Origin of the sequence: Sulfurimonas sp. C5 (assembly GCF_029872055.1) — a bacterium.
Lineage (GTDB): Bacteria > Campylobacterota > Campylobacteria > Campylobacterales > Sulfurimonadaceae > Sulfurimonas.
In genome coordinates, this window is sequence record NZ_JARXNQ010000001.1 from 174,882 (window position 1) to 190,556 (window position 15,675).

Annotated in this window: 16 protein-coding genes; 15 read left to right on the top strand and 1 reads right to left on the bottom strand. The window is 37.0% G+C overall.

Annotation, left to right across the window (positions count from 1 at the left end; translation table 11 throughout):
• Positions 1-11: 11 nt before the first annotated feature.
• Positions 12-1,385: an FAD/NAD(P)-binding oxidoreductase gene (locus P6N22_RS00870; protein WP_280329277.1), complete on the bottom strand. Its 1,374-nt coding sequence runs from the start codon at positions 1,383-1,385 to the stop codon at positions 12-14.
• Between the two features lie 197 nt (positions 1,386-1,582).
• On the opposite strand from P6N22_RS00870, the gene P6N22_RS00875 reads away from it, so the two are divergent.
• The 15 genes from P6N22_RS00875 to obgE all read left to right on the top strand — a co-directional run bounded on the left by P6N22_RS00875 (position 1,583) and on the right by obgE (position 15,672).
• On the top strand, positions 1,583-2,809 hold the full coding sequence (locus P6N22_RS00875; protein WP_280329278.1) for a hydrogenase small subunit: 1,227 nt from the start codon (positions 1,583-1,585) through the stop codon (positions 2,807-2,809).
• On the top strand, positions 2,809-4,557 hold the full coding sequence (locus tag P6N22_RS00880) for a nickel-dependent hydrogenase large subunit (RefSeq protein ID WP_280329279.1): 1,749 nt from the start codon (positions 2,809-2,811) through the stop codon (positions 4,555-4,557). The genes P6N22_RS00875 and P6N22_RS00880 overlap by 1 nt, the downstream gene beginning before the upstream one ends.
• A gap of 12 nt (positions 4,558-4,569) precedes the next feature.
• A complete protein-coding gene (locus P6N22_RS00885) occupies positions 4,570-5,271 on the top strand; it encodes a cytochrome b/b6 domain-containing protein (protein ID WP_280329281.1) in 702 nt (233 codons plus the stop codon).
• A 76-nt stretch (positions 5,272-5,347) separates the two neighbouring features.
• Positions 5,348-5,887 (top strand): HyaD/HybD family hydrogenase maturation endopeptidase, encoded by a 540-nt coding sequence (locus tag P6N22_RS00890; protein WP_280329282.1) that lies wholly within the window; start codon positions 5,348-5,350, stop codon positions 5,885-5,887.
• Complete coding sequence (locus tag P6N22_RS00895; protein ID WP_280329284.1) at positions 5,884-7,287, top strand: hydrogenase; 1,404 nt, start codon at positions 5,884-5,886, stop codon at positions 7,285-7,287. The genes P6N22_RS00890 and P6N22_RS00895 overlap by 4 nt, the downstream gene beginning before the upstream one ends.
• Positions 7,288-7,331: 44 nt before the next feature.
• On the top strand, positions 7,332-9,512 hold the full coding sequence (gene hypF, locus P6N22_RS00900) for a carbamoyltransferase HypF (protein ID WP_280329286.1): 2,181 nt from the start codon (positions 7,332-7,334) through the stop codon (positions 9,510-9,512).
• 101 nt (positions 9,513-9,613) lie between these two features.
• The gene (locus tag P6N22_RS00905) at positions 9,614-10,129 is read left to right on the top strand and encodes a HupE/UreJ family protein (RefSeq protein ID WP_280329288.1); all 516 of its coding nucleotides are present in this window, start codon (positions 9,614-9,616) and stop codon (positions 10,127-10,129) included.
• A 2-nt stretch (positions 10,130-10,131) separates the two neighbouring features.
• Positions 10,132-10,953: a hydrogenase nickel incorporation protein HypB gene (gene hypB, locus P6N22_RS00910; RefSeq protein ID WP_280329290.1), complete on the top strand. Its 822-nt coding sequence runs from the start codon at positions 10,132-10,134 to the stop codon at positions 10,951-10,953.
• Positions 10,953-11,237, top strand: a complete 285-nt coding sequence (locus P6N22_RS00915) for a HypC/HybG/HupF family hydrogenase formation chaperone (RefSeq protein WP_280329292.1) — start codon at positions 10,953-10,955, stop codon at positions 11,235-11,237. Before hypB ends, P6N22_RS00915 begins: the two co-directional genes overlap by 1 nt.
• A complete protein-coding gene (hypD, locus tag P6N22_RS00920) occupies positions 11,237-12,358 on the top strand; it encodes a hydrogenase formation protein HypD (protein ID WP_280329294.1) in 1,122 nt (373 codons plus the stop codon). The genes P6N22_RS00915 and hypD overlap by 1 nt, the downstream gene beginning before the upstream one ends.
• A 23-nt stretch (positions 12,359-12,381) precedes the next feature.
• Positions 12,382-13,374: a hydrogenase expression/formation protein HypE gene (gene hypE / locus P6N22_RS00925; protein ID WP_280329296.1), complete on the top strand. Its 993-nt coding sequence runs from the start codon at positions 12,382-12,384 to the stop codon at positions 13,372-13,374.
• Positions 13,374-13,715, top strand: coding sequence for a hydrogenase/urease nickel incorporation protein HypA (hypA, locus tag P6N22_RS00930; protein WP_280329298.1), 342 nt, complete (start codon positions 13,374-13,376; stop codon positions 13,713-13,715). The genes hypE and hypA overlap by 1 nt, the downstream gene beginning before the upstream one ends.
• 97 nt (positions 13,716-13,812) lie before the next feature.
• Complete coding sequence (rplU, locus tag P6N22_RS00935; RefSeq protein WP_280329301.1) at positions 13,813-14,121, top strand: 50S ribosomal protein L21; 309 nt, start codon at positions 13,813-13,815, stop codon at positions 14,119-14,121.
• Positions 14,122-14,148: 27 nt separating this feature from the next.
• Positions 14,149-14,406 carry a 50S ribosomal protein L27 gene (rpmA, locus tag P6N22_RS00940; RefSeq protein WP_193114403.1) on the top strand — a complete coding sequence of 86 codons (258 nt, stop codon included), beginning with the start codon at positions 14,149-14,151 and terminating at the stop codon, positions 14,404-14,406.
• Positions 14,407-14,568: 162 nt separating this feature from the next.
• Positions 14,569-15,672, top strand: a complete 1,104-nt coding sequence (gene obgE, locus P6N22_RS00945) for a GTPase ObgE (RefSeq protein ID WP_280329307.1) — start codon at positions 14,569-14,571, stop codon at positions 15,670-15,672.
• Positions 15,673-15,675: the final 3 nt, after the last annotated feature.

Consider the following 15,675-nt stretch of genomic DNA (forward strand, 5'->3'; position numbering starts at 1 on the left):
TTAGGGGTATTTTAAAAATACCCCGGTAACATAAGATGTTTATACATAGGCTTCAACATATAAAGGTCAAATGCCCACCACATCCATCTCGGTTTCTCTATATCTAAAAACGGAATAGTCGGTTTAGGACCTTCATAATTAAACTCCGCCATTATAATCTTTCCGTATTGAGTTTTTAACGGACATACTGTATAACCGTCAAATTTTTCTTTAGGTGCTTTTCCTTTCATAACTGAAATAAGATTATCAGTTAATATTGGACCGTGATGTCTTGCACTTCCGCCTGTTTTTCCCATAGGGATACCACAAACATCACCTATACCGAAAATATTGTTATATTTTTTGTGTTGTAATGAATATTGGTCAACATCAAGCCAACCCATACCGTTTATAAGGTCTGATTTCAATACAGCCTCAGGAGGACTCATAGGAGGGACAACATGTATGAAGTCATACGTTACTTTAACCTCTTCAGAAACACTCTCTTTTGTATATTCGTCAAAATCTTCGTCATATACCTCTTTTTCATATGCATGTACAAAGGTAGCTGTTTTAGCTTTGACATCTATAGATTGTAAAAAATGGGAAAATTTTGTTTCTATCGTATCGTAACGGTGTTGTACTTCTGTCAGAGACTCCGCAACTTTCGGTAAATGAAAGAGAGTTTTTAAACCAGTATAAAATTGATAATTTGCGCCGATTCCAGCTTCTTTAAGGTAGTCGGCACTTAAATAAAGCATCTTTTGCGGAGCCCCTCCACATTTAATAGGACTGTCAGGTTGTGTATAGACTACAGTCGGTCTTTTTGTTTTGGCAACTTCTTTTAAGTCGTTAAACCAGTTCCACATTTCAGATGCTCCTCTGGCTGTTCCTTTTTCTAAATCATTGAGGTAAACACAAGAAATACCGTTTGTACCTATATCCTCTTTTGTTAATCCTTCAATTTTGTCAAAACGATTTACTATACCTGTCGCAACGACCATATAGTCGTATTTTACTTCTTTACCTGCACGGGTAGTTACACTGTTGTTTTTCGGATTAAAAGCAGCCACTTCATCTTTAATCCACTCAACGTCTTTAGGAATATAATCATTGTTGCTTAAGAAGATATCATCATAATCCATCTCTCCTGCAGCAACAAATACTTGCCCAGGCTGATAGATATGTATCTCATTTGGTGCGATGATAGTTATATCAGGATTTTTGATAGCACGATGGAGACGTGAAAGTGCCATGATTGCACCTGAACCACCACCTACTATTAGAATCTTTCCATTGACATCTTCACTTGCATTCATGTCAGTCGGTTTGCTTGAAAATAAAACTGCAGCAGCAACCGGTGATAAACCTATAACTTTGAGGGCATCTCTTCTTGATAAACTCATGGTACACCTTTTCTATGAATTATCCTCATTGTACAAAGCTAATTCTTAGTAAAAACTGAATCATTGTTCATGTTATTTCCTATTAGATAATATTTTATTAACTTTATAGATTATAAGTAATATTAAAGCTTCATTCACATACAATTGAAATTACTGAATGAGTATTCATTTTTAAAATCTTGCAGAGGTGGTGTATTATGGTAGAACAAAGAGAGTCATTAGCAAAGATGTTCAGTGCTAAAAGTTCACGTGTCAATACGAACCGTGGAGAAGCTTATTACAACTCTTTAATGGAGTTAATGACTAAGCGTTTGGAAGAACTTGAAAAAAGCGAAGTTGCTTCTCGTACATCGGTACTTTCAGTTTTAGAAACTGAAGGTGTTTCGAGGCGTGATTTTATGAAGTGGGCAAGTGCTGCTTGTGCTGCTTTGATGCTACCGGCTAGTTTTACCCCTCTGGTTGCAAAAGCAACAGAGTTAATGAATCGTATACCGATTATATGGTTAGAACTTCAAGATTGTGCAGGAAATTCTGAAGCAATATTAAGAACTGATTCCCCGACGATTGATGAACTAGTTCTTGAAACAATCTCATTAGAGTTCCATGAAACACTTATGGCGGCAGCAGGTCATCAAGCCGAAGGACAGCTGGAAGAAGCTATGGAAACTTTCAAAGGAAAGTATCTGTGTGTAGTAGAGGGTTCTATCCCTGTAGGAGCAGGACGTGAGTGGTGTACAATTGGTGCAAAAGGTGAAACTTTTGAAGACCATTTAAAACGTGTATCTGCAAACAGTGCAGCAGTTGTCGCAGTGGGAACTTGTGCGACATTTGGCGGTATTCCAGCAGCATCACCAAATCCGACAGGTGCAGTTGGTGTTCAGGATGTAGTTCGCGGTAAGGCAATTATCAATATTCCTGCATGTCCTGCAAACCCAGCAAATATCACAGGAACTATCTTACATTTTGTCTTAACTGGGCAAGTACCTGAATTAGATCATCTGAATCGTCCGAAATTTGCGTTTGGGTATAGAATTCATGATAACTGTGAAAGACGTGCTCACTTTGACGCAGGTGAGTTTGTAGAGGAGTGGGGTGACGTTGGTGCTCAAAATAACTTCTGTCTATATAAAATGGGTTGTAAAGGACCTATGACATTCAATAACTGTTCAATAGTTCGTTATAACAGCGGAACAAACTGGCCTATTGGTGTAGGTCATGGTTGTATCGGTTGTTCTGAGCCGCAATTCTGGGATAAATATGCTCAAGAGCGTCCTATGGCAGATACACATTTTAAAGCTCCAACAGGAGGAGTTGAAAAAACGGTTGATCAATTTGGTTTGGGATTGTTAACGGCAGCAGGTATAGGTATTGGTATTCATGCAGCAATAAGTGCAGCAGCTGGAAAAAAAGAAGGAGATGAATAATGAGTAAGCATATTATAGTTGACCCGATAACAAGAATAGAGGGACACCTAAGAATAGAAGCCGTAATTGGGGATGATGGTGTTGTAAAAGATGCATACTCAAGTTCAGGAATGTTCCGTGGTATTGAGACAATCCTAAAAGGACGGGATCCTAGAGATGCAGGTTTGCTTGCAATGCGTATATGCGGTGTGTGTACAGGAACGCATTATCAAAGAAGTATAGAAGCTGTTGAGCATGCATTCGGTCTTAAAATTCCTAAAAATGCAAGAATCGTACGTAATCTCATTCAAGGTGCATTATATGTGCATGACCATGTTGTTCACTTCTATCATTTACATGCGCTTGACTGGGTAGATATTACTTCTGCATTAAAAGCTGATCCTGCGTTAGCTGCTCAAGAAGCACTGAAATGGACTGATACTCCATATGGTGCGGGAGAAGGTGATTTAAGAGCTATTCAAGAGCGTGTAGGTAAATTTGTTGCACAAGGAAGACTTGGCATTTTTGCAAATGCGTACTGGGGGAATAAACACTATAAACTCTCACCTGAACAAAACTTAATTGCTGTAGCACATTATTTGCAAGCATTGGATATGCAAAGAGATGCAGCAAAAATGATGGCAATTTTCGGTGGGAAAATGCCTCATCCTCAATCACTGGTAGTTGGTGGTGTGACATGTGTGCAAGATATTCAAAATCCTAAGCGTATAGCAGAGTTCAAATCGTTATTAACGAAATTTAGAAACTTTATCAAAACAGCATATTTACCGGATGTTTTAATGGCTGGTACCGTATATGCGGATGAAGCACTGGATGGAACAGGTGCCGGACTTAAAAACTATATGAGTTACGGTGACTTTAGACTTGATGATACAGGTTTTTACACTTCCTCATTACTTTTCCCTAAAGGGGTGGTTTTAAACGGTGATCTAAGTACTCTTCATCCGTTAGAACAAGAGAAGATCACAGAAGATGTATCACACTCTTGGTACACAGGTGGGGGTGATAAAGGTCTGCATCCGTTTAACGGAGTTACAAATCCTAACTATACAGGGATGGAGAAAAAAGCAGACGGGAATGCTTATCTCAAAACAAACGAGAAGTATTCTTGGATTAAATCACCTCTTTATGATGATACAAGAGTTGAAGTTGGACCGTTGGCGCGTATAGTTGTTGGTCTTGCTGCAAAAGATCCAAATATCACAAAATATGCTACGGACTTTTTAGCAAAACTTGGTAAAACTCTTGGTCTTGGTAAAGCTGCACCTGCATCGGTGATTTTCTCAACTGTCGGTCGTACAGCTGCACGTGCAATTGAAACAAACTTGATGGCAGACGTAATGATGGGTTGGGCAGATGAACTTGCGGCAAATGTTGCAGCAGGTGATATAAGTACTTGGACTGAATTTGATTTTGATGAAGTCAGTAAAGATGCAAAAGGCTTTGGAATGGCTGAAGCACCTCGTGGAGGTTTAGGTCACTGGGTAGTTATTAAAGACGGCAAGATTGAAAACTATCAAGCAGTAGTACCTTCAACATGGAATGCTGCACCTAGAGATTATAAAAACAGAATGGGAGCTTATGAAGCTGCACTTATCGGTACGAAAGTGGCAGATCCTGAGCAACCGTTAGAGATTTTAAGAACTATCCATAGTTTCGACCCATGTATAGCATGTGCCGTTCATATTGTCGATACAAAAGGGAAAGAGCTTGCTCAATTTAAAGTTGGAACAAGCTGCGCCGTATAGAAGGAGTCTGTGATGAGTCGTAAAAAAGTACAAAGAATGACGGCAGCCATGAGAATCAACCACTGGGTGGTTGCTCTTTCTATGGTTGTTGCAGTAGTCACAGGATTATATATCGGGCATCCTTATTACCAGAGTTTTATTGCAGACCCGGCAGCAGATAAATATGTGATGGCATACAATAGATTAGCTCACTTCATCGTAGCAATTATTTTTGATGTGAGCAGTGTGGTTGTAGCTTATCTGTATTTTTGTTCGAGATTTGAAAAAGCATATAAAAAGTTGCTTCCAACACCCAAAAACATTATGGAGTTTTTAGCAGTAGCATTGAATCTTATAACGTTTAACCGTGTGAAAAAGTTTGATTCTTCACATAGTGACAGTTTTAATGCCGTATTCTTTTTCATTTTCCATTTACTCCTTGTGTGGATGTTATTAACAGGTTTGCAACTTTATGTTCACGGACTTGAAAGTGGTGAAAGTTCTATCGGTTCTTGGTGGCCGGCATTATTGCATCTGGCGACTGACTGGACTGTACCAGTTACAGGTGGAACATTTATGGATGTAAGAATTTCACACCATTACACAATGTATTTTATTTTAGCTTGGGTAATGTTTCATATCTATTATCAAATCTGGAGAACTATCTTCTGGCAAGAAGGGGATATTGCAATCGTTGTTGGTGGAAGTAAATTTGTTGAAGATAAAACAAATTAAGATATACTAATATTATCACTGTTTTTTATGCCAAAAAAGTTTCGGCTTTTTTGGCTTTTTTTATTTAAGAGGTGTTATGAAAACAGCTATTATAGGCGCGGGAACAATTATTTTTCAGGATGAAGGGGTTGGCGTATATGCCAGTAAATATATAGAACAAAATTATACATTTCTTGATGATGTGACATTAGTCGATGGCGGAGTATTAGGTTTTGGGTTAATGCCATACTATCAAGAGTACGATAAAGTGATTATTTTAGATACTCTGACTATAGATGACAGTGTGGGTTCTATTTATAATCTTCCTTCAGAAGAGTTACTGGGGCTTGGAAGTTACAAACAAACTGCACATGAAGTTGAGATCGTAGAGATGCTGGAAATTTGTTCTCTTTTAGAAAAGATGGCAGATGTAAATATCATTGGAATAGTTCCAAAAGATATCATTACAGTCGGCGTTGGATTAACAGATGAGCTAAAAGAAAAGTTCGATGCATTTATAAGTGCAGCTATGGATGAAGTAGAAAGAAACGGGATATCGTATAGAAAAAATGATACACTTGTTTCACTAGAAACAATTTTAGAAAATTATGCAAATCCAAAAAGTGAACAGATATGATAAAACAACTCATAAAATATAATAGCAATACAACATATTTTGCAGGTTTTTTACAAAGCTTGATAGAAGAAAGTGGTATAAGCGGTAGTGTTTCTCAAGATGAGCACTATATTACATTGAAATTAGATGCTACACAGCAAAATGAGGCAGAGAGATTTGACAGACTATGTGCAAAATATCTGCCGCATTCTATTTTTCTAGATGAGATCGAAACAAAGCCGTTGGAGTTTGAGATTACACCATCAGGCTTTATAGCTAAAAACTTTGAGATAGCTCCATGTCCTAAATGTTTGGAACTGCTGACAAATCCTTCTAGTGAGTTATACTTAGATGATAATATAGTGTGTAATCATTATAGTAATGAAGGTCTTAAAGTAGATGACTACACAACTTATACACCCCATTATACAGACCAAAATACACTCTTAGTCGTTGATTCTTCAAAAATTAATGAGCTTTTCTATATTACACAAAAAGAGCAAGAAGTCCTTTTTAGTATAGAAAAACCGACTATTAAAGTAACGATCAAAGATGAAGTTCTCAAAGAGTTAACTGGAAAAAACTTTATTAACATCAAAGCACCTTATAGTTTAAAAAGCACATTGGTAGCATTAAATGCAAAAGAGAGTGATGTCGGGTATCTGTTTTTTGATGAACAGAAACCTTTAAGAGCAGTTATTGTGCAAGATAATGTAACTATCATTCAAGATGCCAAAGGTGTAACGAAAAGTCTAGAAACATTAGATGAAGAGAGTGTAATCAACAGATTTTTAAACATTAAAAAAGAAGCAGGTTTTACTAAAGCTGCTATCGGGGCTAATCTCTCAACACATGGAATCTCTTTTTTAGTCTCAAATGAATTGGGAGCTAAAAAGGTATTATCTCTTGGAAAGTTCGATCTTCAAAAAACCTTGCTAAAGATGAAAGAAGATCCAAAGCGTGTAAAACTGCTTGAGAATTTTGCAAATCAAAAAGAAAATTATGCAGCTTTTGAACAGATGCATTCAACAGATCTATTTGCAGTATTATGTGTGATTTTAGAGTTAAGAGAACATAGTTTTGAGGCACTAAGTGACAAAGCATTAGAATTTAGAGGCAACGGCGGACTGAAAATTGATATGTTCTTTAACGAGCAAGGTTTTGATTACGAATCATTTTTAGGTTCCGTTATAAGTTTTTATCTGGCTGAAACAGATGTGCACTATCTTGCTTATTCTATTTTTGAAGCGTTTGCAGATATGGCTATAAGCACACTTACACAACTGCAAAAAAAATTTCATATAGATAATTTTGTGATGATGGGAGATATGTTTGCAAACAGTGTCCTTTATAGTCGCATGCTCTCAAAGTTTCAGATGCAAAAACCTTACTTTTCAAAAGCAATAGCATTAGATGAATAATTGATGCTCATCAGAATCAAGAAATTGTTTAACAAAGGAAAAGAGTGGAGATTCGCAAAGCTTTATTTGTAAAGGGTGTAGTGCAAGGGGTTGGTTTTCGTCCGTTTGTATATAAAACTGCACTTGTAAATAAGTTAAGCGGTTATGTAAGAAATGATGCTGATGGCGTTACAATTGAACTGCAAGGGAAAAAGCAGGATGTTGATGCTTTTTGGAAACAACTCCATAGAGAACTTCCCCCTTTAGCTCATATTGACTCCATTGAAACAAACATTATTGACTTAAACGATGAACAAGGTTTTGTGATTCTTCAAAGCGATGACTCACATACAAAAATGACTCTTATATCTCCTGATATTGCAGTATGTAAAGAGTGTTTGGAAGACCTAAAAACAAAACAAAAGTATCATAACTACTTTGCAGTAAATTGTACAAACTGCGGGCCTAGATATTCCATTATAAAAACACTGCCATATGATCGAGTCAATACATCAATGGCTGCATTTGAGATGTGTGCATCATGTTCCTCGGATTATAACGATCCGACAAGTAGACGTTATCATGCACAGCCGATATCATGCAACAGCTGCGGTCCCAAACTTGATGGAGAGATAGAAACATTTGCTCGCTATATAAAAGAGGGGAAAATAGTTGCCATCAAAGGAGTAGGTGGATTTCATATTGTATGTGATGCAACAAACAATACGGTAATTCAAAAGCTAAGAGAGTACAAAAAACGCCCTACTAAACCGTTTGCACTTATGTGTAAAGATATTGAACAGGTAAAAACTGTTGCAGAGGTAGATTCAAAAGAGAAAGAGTTGTTAAACTCAAAAGAAGCACCTATTGTTATAGTGAGAAAAAAAACGGATGCAAAGCTCTCAGAGCTTATAGCTCCAAATATAGATAGAATAGGATGTATGCTGACATACACACCGTTACATCATCTTTTATTTGAATGTTTAGAAAATCCCATCGTTGCTACAAGTGCTAATTTAGGTGAAGAACCGATAATTACAACAAAAGAAGAGATAGAGAAAAAACTCCCTTTTATTGAGCATATCTTAGATTTTGACCGAGAGATTGTAAATGCGATCGATGATTCACTTGTACAAGTAGTAGACTCTAAAATGCAAGTGCTAAGATTGGGTCGCGGGTACGCACCGAAAGTAGTAAAATTACCCCATAAATCAGACAAAAATATTTTAGCCGTAGGAGCGAATGCAAAAAGTTCCATAGCCTTAGTAATGGAAGATAACATTATTCTCTCACCCCATATAGGTGATTTGGACTCTTTAGAAGCATTTACTTATTTTGAGAGAACCTATGAGAGTTTTAAAGGATTCTACGATTTTAAACCGCAGCAAATTATCTGTGACAAACATCCTAATTATTTAAGTACAAAATGGGCAAATTCTCAAAACCTGCCACTACAAACAATGCAACACCACTTAGCACATATCTATGCAACAAAAGCTGAGTTTGCTCTTGTAGATGATTATTTAGGATTCAGTTTTGACGGAACAGGTTTTGGAGATGACGGTACTTTATGGGGCGGGGAGATTTTTGTAGGAGATGAGCGAAAATACCACTTTAAACCTCTTAAACTTTTAGGCGGCGTAAAAGCTATAAAGGAACCAAGACGTATAGCGTTGAGCTTGTTGTTTGAAAAGTTGAATTTTGATGAGGTCTGTAAGCTTAATCTTGAATGTGTGAAAAGTTTTTCAACAACCGAGTTAAAGATGTTATGCCAAAGTTATGAAAAAAATCTCAATGCTCCTCTAAGCTCTTCTGTTGGACGTCTTTTTGATTTAGTTGCATCATTTGCAGGTTTGGCTCAGCAAATAAGTTATGAGGGTGAAAGTGGGCTTTTATGTGAGAGTATTTATGATGTTAATTTAACAGAAGTATTAGAATATAGTCTTCAAAACGGTGTGATCGAGATAGATTTTTTCAAGTACATATCCGATCAAGATGCAGAGATAAAAAAGTTTCCAACGCTTTTCATTAATACATTAGCTGATATAATTGTTACAATAGCTTTGCAAGAGCATATGGAAGTGATTTTAAGCGGTGGGGTTTTTCAAAATAGAACACTTTTAGAACTGGTAACATCAAAGTTGAAAAAAGCAGGAGTAAAATACTTTTTTCAGCAAACAACTCCCATCAATGACGGGGGAATTGCTCTGGGGCAGGCATATTATTATTTTGATAAACAAAAATAATCAAAAAAGAGCAAAATTAATTTTCTTTTTACTTTAAAAATATAGAATAATGAATAACTATTCATTTTTTGAGTAGAAGTTCATCTTTAAGGAAACGCATTATGAAAATCTTATTGGCATTGATGGCTCTTTCAGCTATGGCATTTGGACACACAACAACTCTAGAGAGTGGTGGTTTTAGCAGTGGTTTTTTACACCCGATTAGTGGGCTTGATCATATCTTGGCAATGGTTGGTGTAGGTATGCTTGCATATGCATCGGCTAGAAAAGGTGCTGTACTTTTAGTTGCTTTTATGGGAGCGATGGTTGTAGCTGCTACTTTAGGTTTTGCAGGTGTTGAATTCGCATATACTGAAGAGGGGATTTTACTCTCTATAGCAGTTGTTTTCGCACTTATCGGTTTTGCTAAAAAGATCTCTATGGGTGCAATCGTTGCAATTATTGCGTTTTTCGGAATGTTTCATGGATTTGCTCATGGTGCAGAGTTCCAAAGCGGAAGCTTTTTAGCATATATGGCAGGTTTTTCTACTTCGACACTTCTTTTACACATCAGCGGTATTGCTCTAGCATATGCATATGCTAAAACTGCGATGAAAAAACAAACACAGTTAGCATAAATATGTGTCAAGATTGCGGCTGTAGTATAACAACTGATGTTCATGAACATACTCATGAACATCACCATCACGATCATGGACATCATCATCATGACCATGGTCATCATCATCACGGAAGTAGTGAAGAACATCAAAAAGCGCATGCACATATTCACGATAATCCTCAACTCAATGACCCAAAAACAATCTCGGTAATCTCAAAGATACTTGATAAAAACGATCATGAAGCAGCACACAACAGAGAGCATTTAAACTCTCATAAGGTGCTCGGAATAAATCTCATGAGTAGTCCGGGAAGTGGAAAAACCACTTTACTAGAACATCTTGCAGACGTAGCTGATTTTAAGTTCAGTGTAGTTGAGGGTGATCTTGAAACAAGCCGTGATGCTGAAAGATTACAAAGCAAAGGGATAACGGCACATCAAATACAGACAGGTTCGGCATGTCATTTAGATGCATTTATGGTGCATAAGGCATTACATCATATAGATTTAGATGCTGTTGATGTTTGTTTTGTCGAGAATGTTGGAAATCTGGTTTGTCCTGCAAGTTATGATGTAGGTACACATTTAAATATTGTACTTGTATCTGTACCTGAAGGGGAAGACAAGATCGCAAAATATCCTGTGATGTTTCGTCAAGCAGATTTAATCCTTTTCACGAAAACAGATCTTTTGCCTTATTTTGATTACAATATTGAAAAAGAGAAAGAGATGGCTCGAAAGCTCAAACCAAATGTAGATATTTTAGAAGTGAGCACAAAAGATGAAGAGAGCTTGAAAAAAGTGGCTTCTTGGATAAAGTTTAAAATGGAGATGCGTTAATGTGTCTTTCTATTCCGTCTAAAGTCGTTCAGATTGATGAACAAACAAATATTGCAACCGTAGATACTATGGGTGTTCAACGTGAAGCAAGTTTGGATCTGATGGCTGAAGGTGATGTAGCGATTGGTGATTATGTACTGATTCATATAGGTTTTATTATGAATAAAATAGATGAAGAAGACGCACTTGCTTCCTTGGAGACTTATAAAGAGATACTTACAGCTATGGATGAGGAGGAGAGGCAAAACGCCATATTAGAGGCTGATAGATGTGAAGGAAGCTGATGGGTTTAGAATTAAAAAATCTTTATAATGATTTCCGTGATGCAAAAACTATCAAAGCTTATGCAAAACTCATAGCACAAGATGCAAAAAAACTGCCCCGTCCCATAAACATTATGGAGGTGTGCGGCGGTCATACCCATACTATTATGAAGTATGGAATACTACAACTTTTACCACCCAACATAAAATTTATTCACGGGCCCGGATGTCCCGTATGTGTCATGCCTAAAGAGAGAGTAGACCATGCTTATGCATTAGCTATGCAAAAAGATGTGATCCTCGTGACGCTTGGAGATATGATCAAAGTACCAGGAAGTAACGGGAGCCTACAAGATGCTCGTGCAAAAGGTGCCGATGTACGTTTTGTGTACTCACCTATGGAGTGTCTAAAAATTTCAAAAGAAAATCCAACAAAGAGAATTATCTTTTTTGCCATAGGATTTGAAACAACGACACCGATGACAGCGGCACTGCTTGAGCAAGTTATAAAACAAGATATACATAATATTTTGGTTCATATAAATCATGTTACCGTTCCCGAACCGATGCGTGTACTGCTTAGTGATGATGAGTGTAATATAGATGCCTTTTTGGGACCCTCACACGTAAGCGTAATCAGCGGTAGTAAAATTTATGAAGAGTTTCCTAAAAAATGGGGCAAGCCTGTTGTTGTGAGTGGATTCGAGCCTGTTGATGTAATGGAATCTATCAGTATGGTAGTAAAACAGTTTGTAGAGTCTCGCTGTGAGCTTGAAGTACAATATAAACGTGCCGTTACATATGATGGAAATCTAAATGCACAAAAGTTGATCGCAAAGTATTTTGAAAAAGCACCACATTTTCGTTTTCGAGGACTTGGAGATATTCCCGAGGGTGGCTTGAAACTGAAAAAAGAATACGATAAATACAATGCAGAGGTGATATACGATGCAATACTCCCTAAAGAGGAGATAGATGATCACAAACTTTGTAAGTGTGGAGAGATATTAAAAGGAAAAGCGACTCCACCGGAGTGCAGCATCTTTGGAACTGCCTGTAAACCAAATACTCCGATCGGCAGTTGTATGGTAAGCAGTGAAGGTGCATGTGCCGCTTATTATAAATATGGTAACCTTTTATAGAATATAAAGTAGGAAAATTTTTAATGACAAATACAATAACTCTAGCACAAGGTAACGGCGGAGAAGAAAATAACGAACTTATCTCTAACGTATTTTATAGAGCATTTGAAAATGAGATACTTGCAAAAAGTGAAGATGCCGCTGTTATAGAATCGGGAAAACTGGCTATGAGTACGGACAGTTTTACTGTATCGCCATTATTTTTTAATGGTGGAGACATTGGAAAGCTTGCGGTTTGCGGTACATGTAACGATCTAGCTATGATGGGTGCAAAACCTAAATACCTTACTTGCAGTGTTATCATGGAAGAGGGCTTTGAGCTTAATCAACTTAAAAGCATTGTTGAGAGTATGAAAAGCGAACTTGCAAAAAACGGTGCTGTAGTTGTCAGCGGCGATACGAAAGTGGTGCAAAAGGGGAGTGTAGATAAAATATTTATCAACACGACTGGTATAGGGGAAGTACTGCAAGAAGGGATCAGCTCAAATAACATAAGTGAAGATGATTTGATTTTAGTGAGTCGTGATATTGGTGCCCACGGTGCCGCTATTTTTGCAGCCCGTGAGGGGATAGAACTCGAAACGGAATTACAAAGTGATTGTGAAAGTTTGTTTTCAACCGTAGAAGCTTTAATAACTAACGGTATACAAATAACAGCAATGCGTGATGCAACCCGTGGAGGATTAGCTGCAGTTTTAAACGAATGGGCAAAACAATCAGATGTATGTATAGAGGTTGAAGAAGAAAAAATCCCTGTAAATCAATATGTGCAAGGTATTTGTGAGATGCTTGGATTTGAAGCGATAGCTCTGGCAAATGAGGGGACTTTTGTATTAGCGGTAAAAGAGAAAGATACACAAACAGCTTTAGATGTTTTACGCAAATTTCATCCAAATGCGCAAATCATTGCAAAAGTAACACAGGAAAAACCTAAAAAGGTAATACTGCATAGTTCTTGGGGAACAAAACGTTTTTTAGAAACTCCTACGGGTGAGTTGCTTCCGAGGATCTGCTAATGCATGAGTACAGTATTGTACAGTCACTTTTAAACAGTTGTGAAGAACACGCTGCAGAGAACAATGCCAGTTCTGTTTCAAAGGTTGTTGTAAAAATCGGTGTGATGAGTGGAGTAGAGCCTGATTTGCTGCAAACAGCATTTGATACTTTTAAGGAAAAAAGTGTTTGTGAAAATGCAGAGTTTGTTATAAATATTCAAAAAGTTATAATAGTATGTAACGAATGTAAAACAGAAAAAGTTCTAGAAGAACTAGAATATAAATGTGATAATTGCGGCAGTATAAATGTTGAAGTAATAGATGGTGAAGAGATGTATTTAATGCAACTTGAGCTAAATTAGTATAAATTTCTGTTTTGATTAAACAAAACTTAAAGCTTAGTTCGGTATAATTCCGCACTTTTTGTAGAAATACATATATATAATTTAAGGACCATAGATGTACGCAATTATTAAAAATGGTGGTAAGCAATATAAAGTTCAAGAGGGTGACGTTCTAGAATTAGATAAAATGTCTCTTGAGCCAGAAGCTACTATCGAAATCAAAGAAGTTCTAGCAGTAAACGCTGGTGAGCTTAAAGTTGGAGCTCCATACGTAGACGGTGCTGTTGTAACTGCTGAAGTAATTAGTGAAGGTCGTGACAAGAAAGTTGTTATCTTCAAAAAACGTCGTCGTAAAGACAGTAAAGTAAAACGTGGTTTCAGAAGAGATCACACTCGTGTTCGTATCACGAAAATAGCTGCATAAGCTTTAATCTAAAACAGGAGAAATAAGATGGCTCATAAGAAAGGTCAAGGTAGTACACAGAATAACCGTGATTCAGCTGGTCGTAGACTTGGTGTAAAAAAATATGGTGGAGAAGCTGTTGTTGCTGGTAACATCATTATCCGTCAAAGAGGAACAAAAGTTCACCCTGGTAAAAATGTAGGTATGGGTAAAGACCACACTATCTACGCTTTAGTTGACGGTGTTGTTTCTTTTGAAAGAAAAGATAAGAAACGTAAACAAGTTTCTATCATTCCTGCTGCATAATTCTACAAGTGTTTGGGGTCTTCCCCGAACATTTTATTAAAACTTCAAAAACCTAAAAATCCAAAATCAAATGTTTAACAATTTACTTTTTATAGAGAAGTAGTATATTGTTAAGTATTTTTCTATGGTAAAATCTCATCATAAATATTCAAAGGAGAACACTTGTTTACAGATAGTGTCGAATTAACAGTTTCATCAGGAAAGGGTGGTGCAGGTTGTGTAGCTTTTCGTCGTGAAAAGTTTGTACTTAACGGTGGACCAAACGGTGGTGATGGTGGAAAAGGTGGAGACATCTGGTTCAAGTGTGACAACAATACTCATACACTTTCACATTTTCAAAGAAAGATGCATATAAAAGCAGATAGCGGTCGTCCGGGTGAAGGTTCAAACATGACTGGAAAATCTGGTGCGAAGAAAATTATTATTGTACCACCGGGGACTCAGATCATAGATATGGAAAGTGGTGAGATCCTACTTGATATGGTAGAAGACGGTCAAGAAGCAAAATTTTTAGAAGGTGGAAAAGGTGGACTTGGTAATACTCACTTTAAATCACCTACAAACCAAAGACCGACATATGCGCAACCTGGACAAAAAGGTGAAACAAGAAATATCAAGTTAGAGTTAAAACTTATTGCCGATGTAGGTCTTGTAGGTTTTCCAAACGTTGGAAAGTCAACTTTAATTTCTACAGTCTCAAATGCTCGTCCAGAGATTGCAAACTATGAATTTACAACGCTTACACCAAAACTTGGACAGGTAAATATCGGAGATTATGAGTCATTTATTATGGCAGATATTCCAGGGATTATCGGTGGAGCACATGAAGGTAAAGGTTTAGGAATTCAGTTTCTTCGTCACATTGAAAGAACTAAAACACTTTTATTTATGATCGACCTTGCTTCATACCGTGATCTAAAAGAACAAATAGAAGTTCTTCAAGACGAAGTGGCACAGTTTTCTGAGAAACTTGGAACTTCAAAATTTGCGATTGCACTTACTCGTGTTGATATCATTAATCCTGAGGATATTAATGAACTTGTAAGTGGTTTTATTGAAATGATGGGACTTACTCCAAGTAACAAATCTGATTTTGACTTTGATCAAAACTTACCGTATTATATTCAAGAAGACGTTGATGAAACATTAGGATACGATAGTTCTAAACCGTATTTCATTTTACCGATTTCATCTGCTACACATAAAAATATTGAAGGGCTGAAGTATGCCCTGTTTAATTTAGTTCAAAGTGACAGGAAAAAGTAATTA

What these genes read in the sequence shown, in the direction of transcription:
- P6N22_RS00915 (WP_280329292.1), top strand. Translation starts at nt 10,953, where the DNA reads ATGTGTCTTTCTATTCCGTCTAAAGTCGTTCAGATTGATGAACAAACA.
- hypE (WP_280329296.1), top strand. Translation starts at nt 12,382, where the DNA reads ATGACAAATACAATAACTCTAGCACAAGGTAACGGCGGAGAAGAAAAT.
- P6N22_RS00875 (WP_280329278.1), top strand. Translation starts at nt 1,583, where the DNA reads ATGGTAGAACAAAGAGAGTCATTAGCAAAGATGTTCAGTGCTAAAAGT.
- P6N22_RS00895 (WP_280329284.1), top strand. Translation starts at nt 5,884, where the DNA reads ATGATAAAACAACTCATAAAATATAATAGCAATACAACATATTTTGCA.
- hypA (WP_280329298.1), top strand. Translation starts at nt 13,374, where the DNA reads ATGCATGAGTACAGTATTGTACAGTCACTTTTAAACAGTTGTGAAGAA.
- P6N22_RS00885 (WP_280329281.1), top strand. Translation starts at nt 4,570, where the DNA reads ATGAGTCGTAAAAAAGTACAAAGAATGACGGCAGCCATGAGAATCAAC.
- rpmA (WP_193114403.1), top strand. Translation starts at nt 14,149, where the DNA reads ATGGCTCATAAGAAAGGTCAAGGTAGTACACAGAATAACCGTGATTCA.
- hypB (WP_280329290.1), top strand. Translation starts at nt 10,132, where the DNA reads ATGTGTCAAGATTGCGGCTGTAGTATAACAACTGATGTTCATGAACAT.
- hypD (WP_280329294.1), top strand. Translation starts at nt 11,237, where the DNA reads ATGGGTTTAGAATTAAAAAATCTTTATAATGATTTCCGTGATGCAAAA.
- P6N22_RS00880 (WP_280329279.1), top strand. Translation starts at nt 2,809, where the DNA reads ATGAGTAAGCATATTATAGTTGACCCGATAACAAGAATAGAGGGACAC.
- P6N22_RS00870 (WP_280329277.1), bottom strand. Translation starts at nt 1,385, where the DNA reads ATGAGTTTATCAAGAAGAGATGCCCTCAAAGTTATAGGTTTATCACCG.
- P6N22_RS00890 (WP_280329282.1), top strand. Translation starts at nt 5,348, where the DNA reads ATGAAAACAGCTATTATAGGCGCGGGAACAATTATTTTTCAGGATGAA.
- P6N22_RS00905 (WP_280329288.1), top strand. Translation starts at nt 9,614, where the DNA reads ATGAAAATCTTATTGGCATTGATGGCTCTTTCAGCTATGGCATTTGGA.
- rplU (WP_280329301.1), top strand. Translation starts at nt 13,813, where the DNA reads ATGTACGCAATTATTAAAAATGGTGGTAAGCAATATAAAGTTCAAGAG.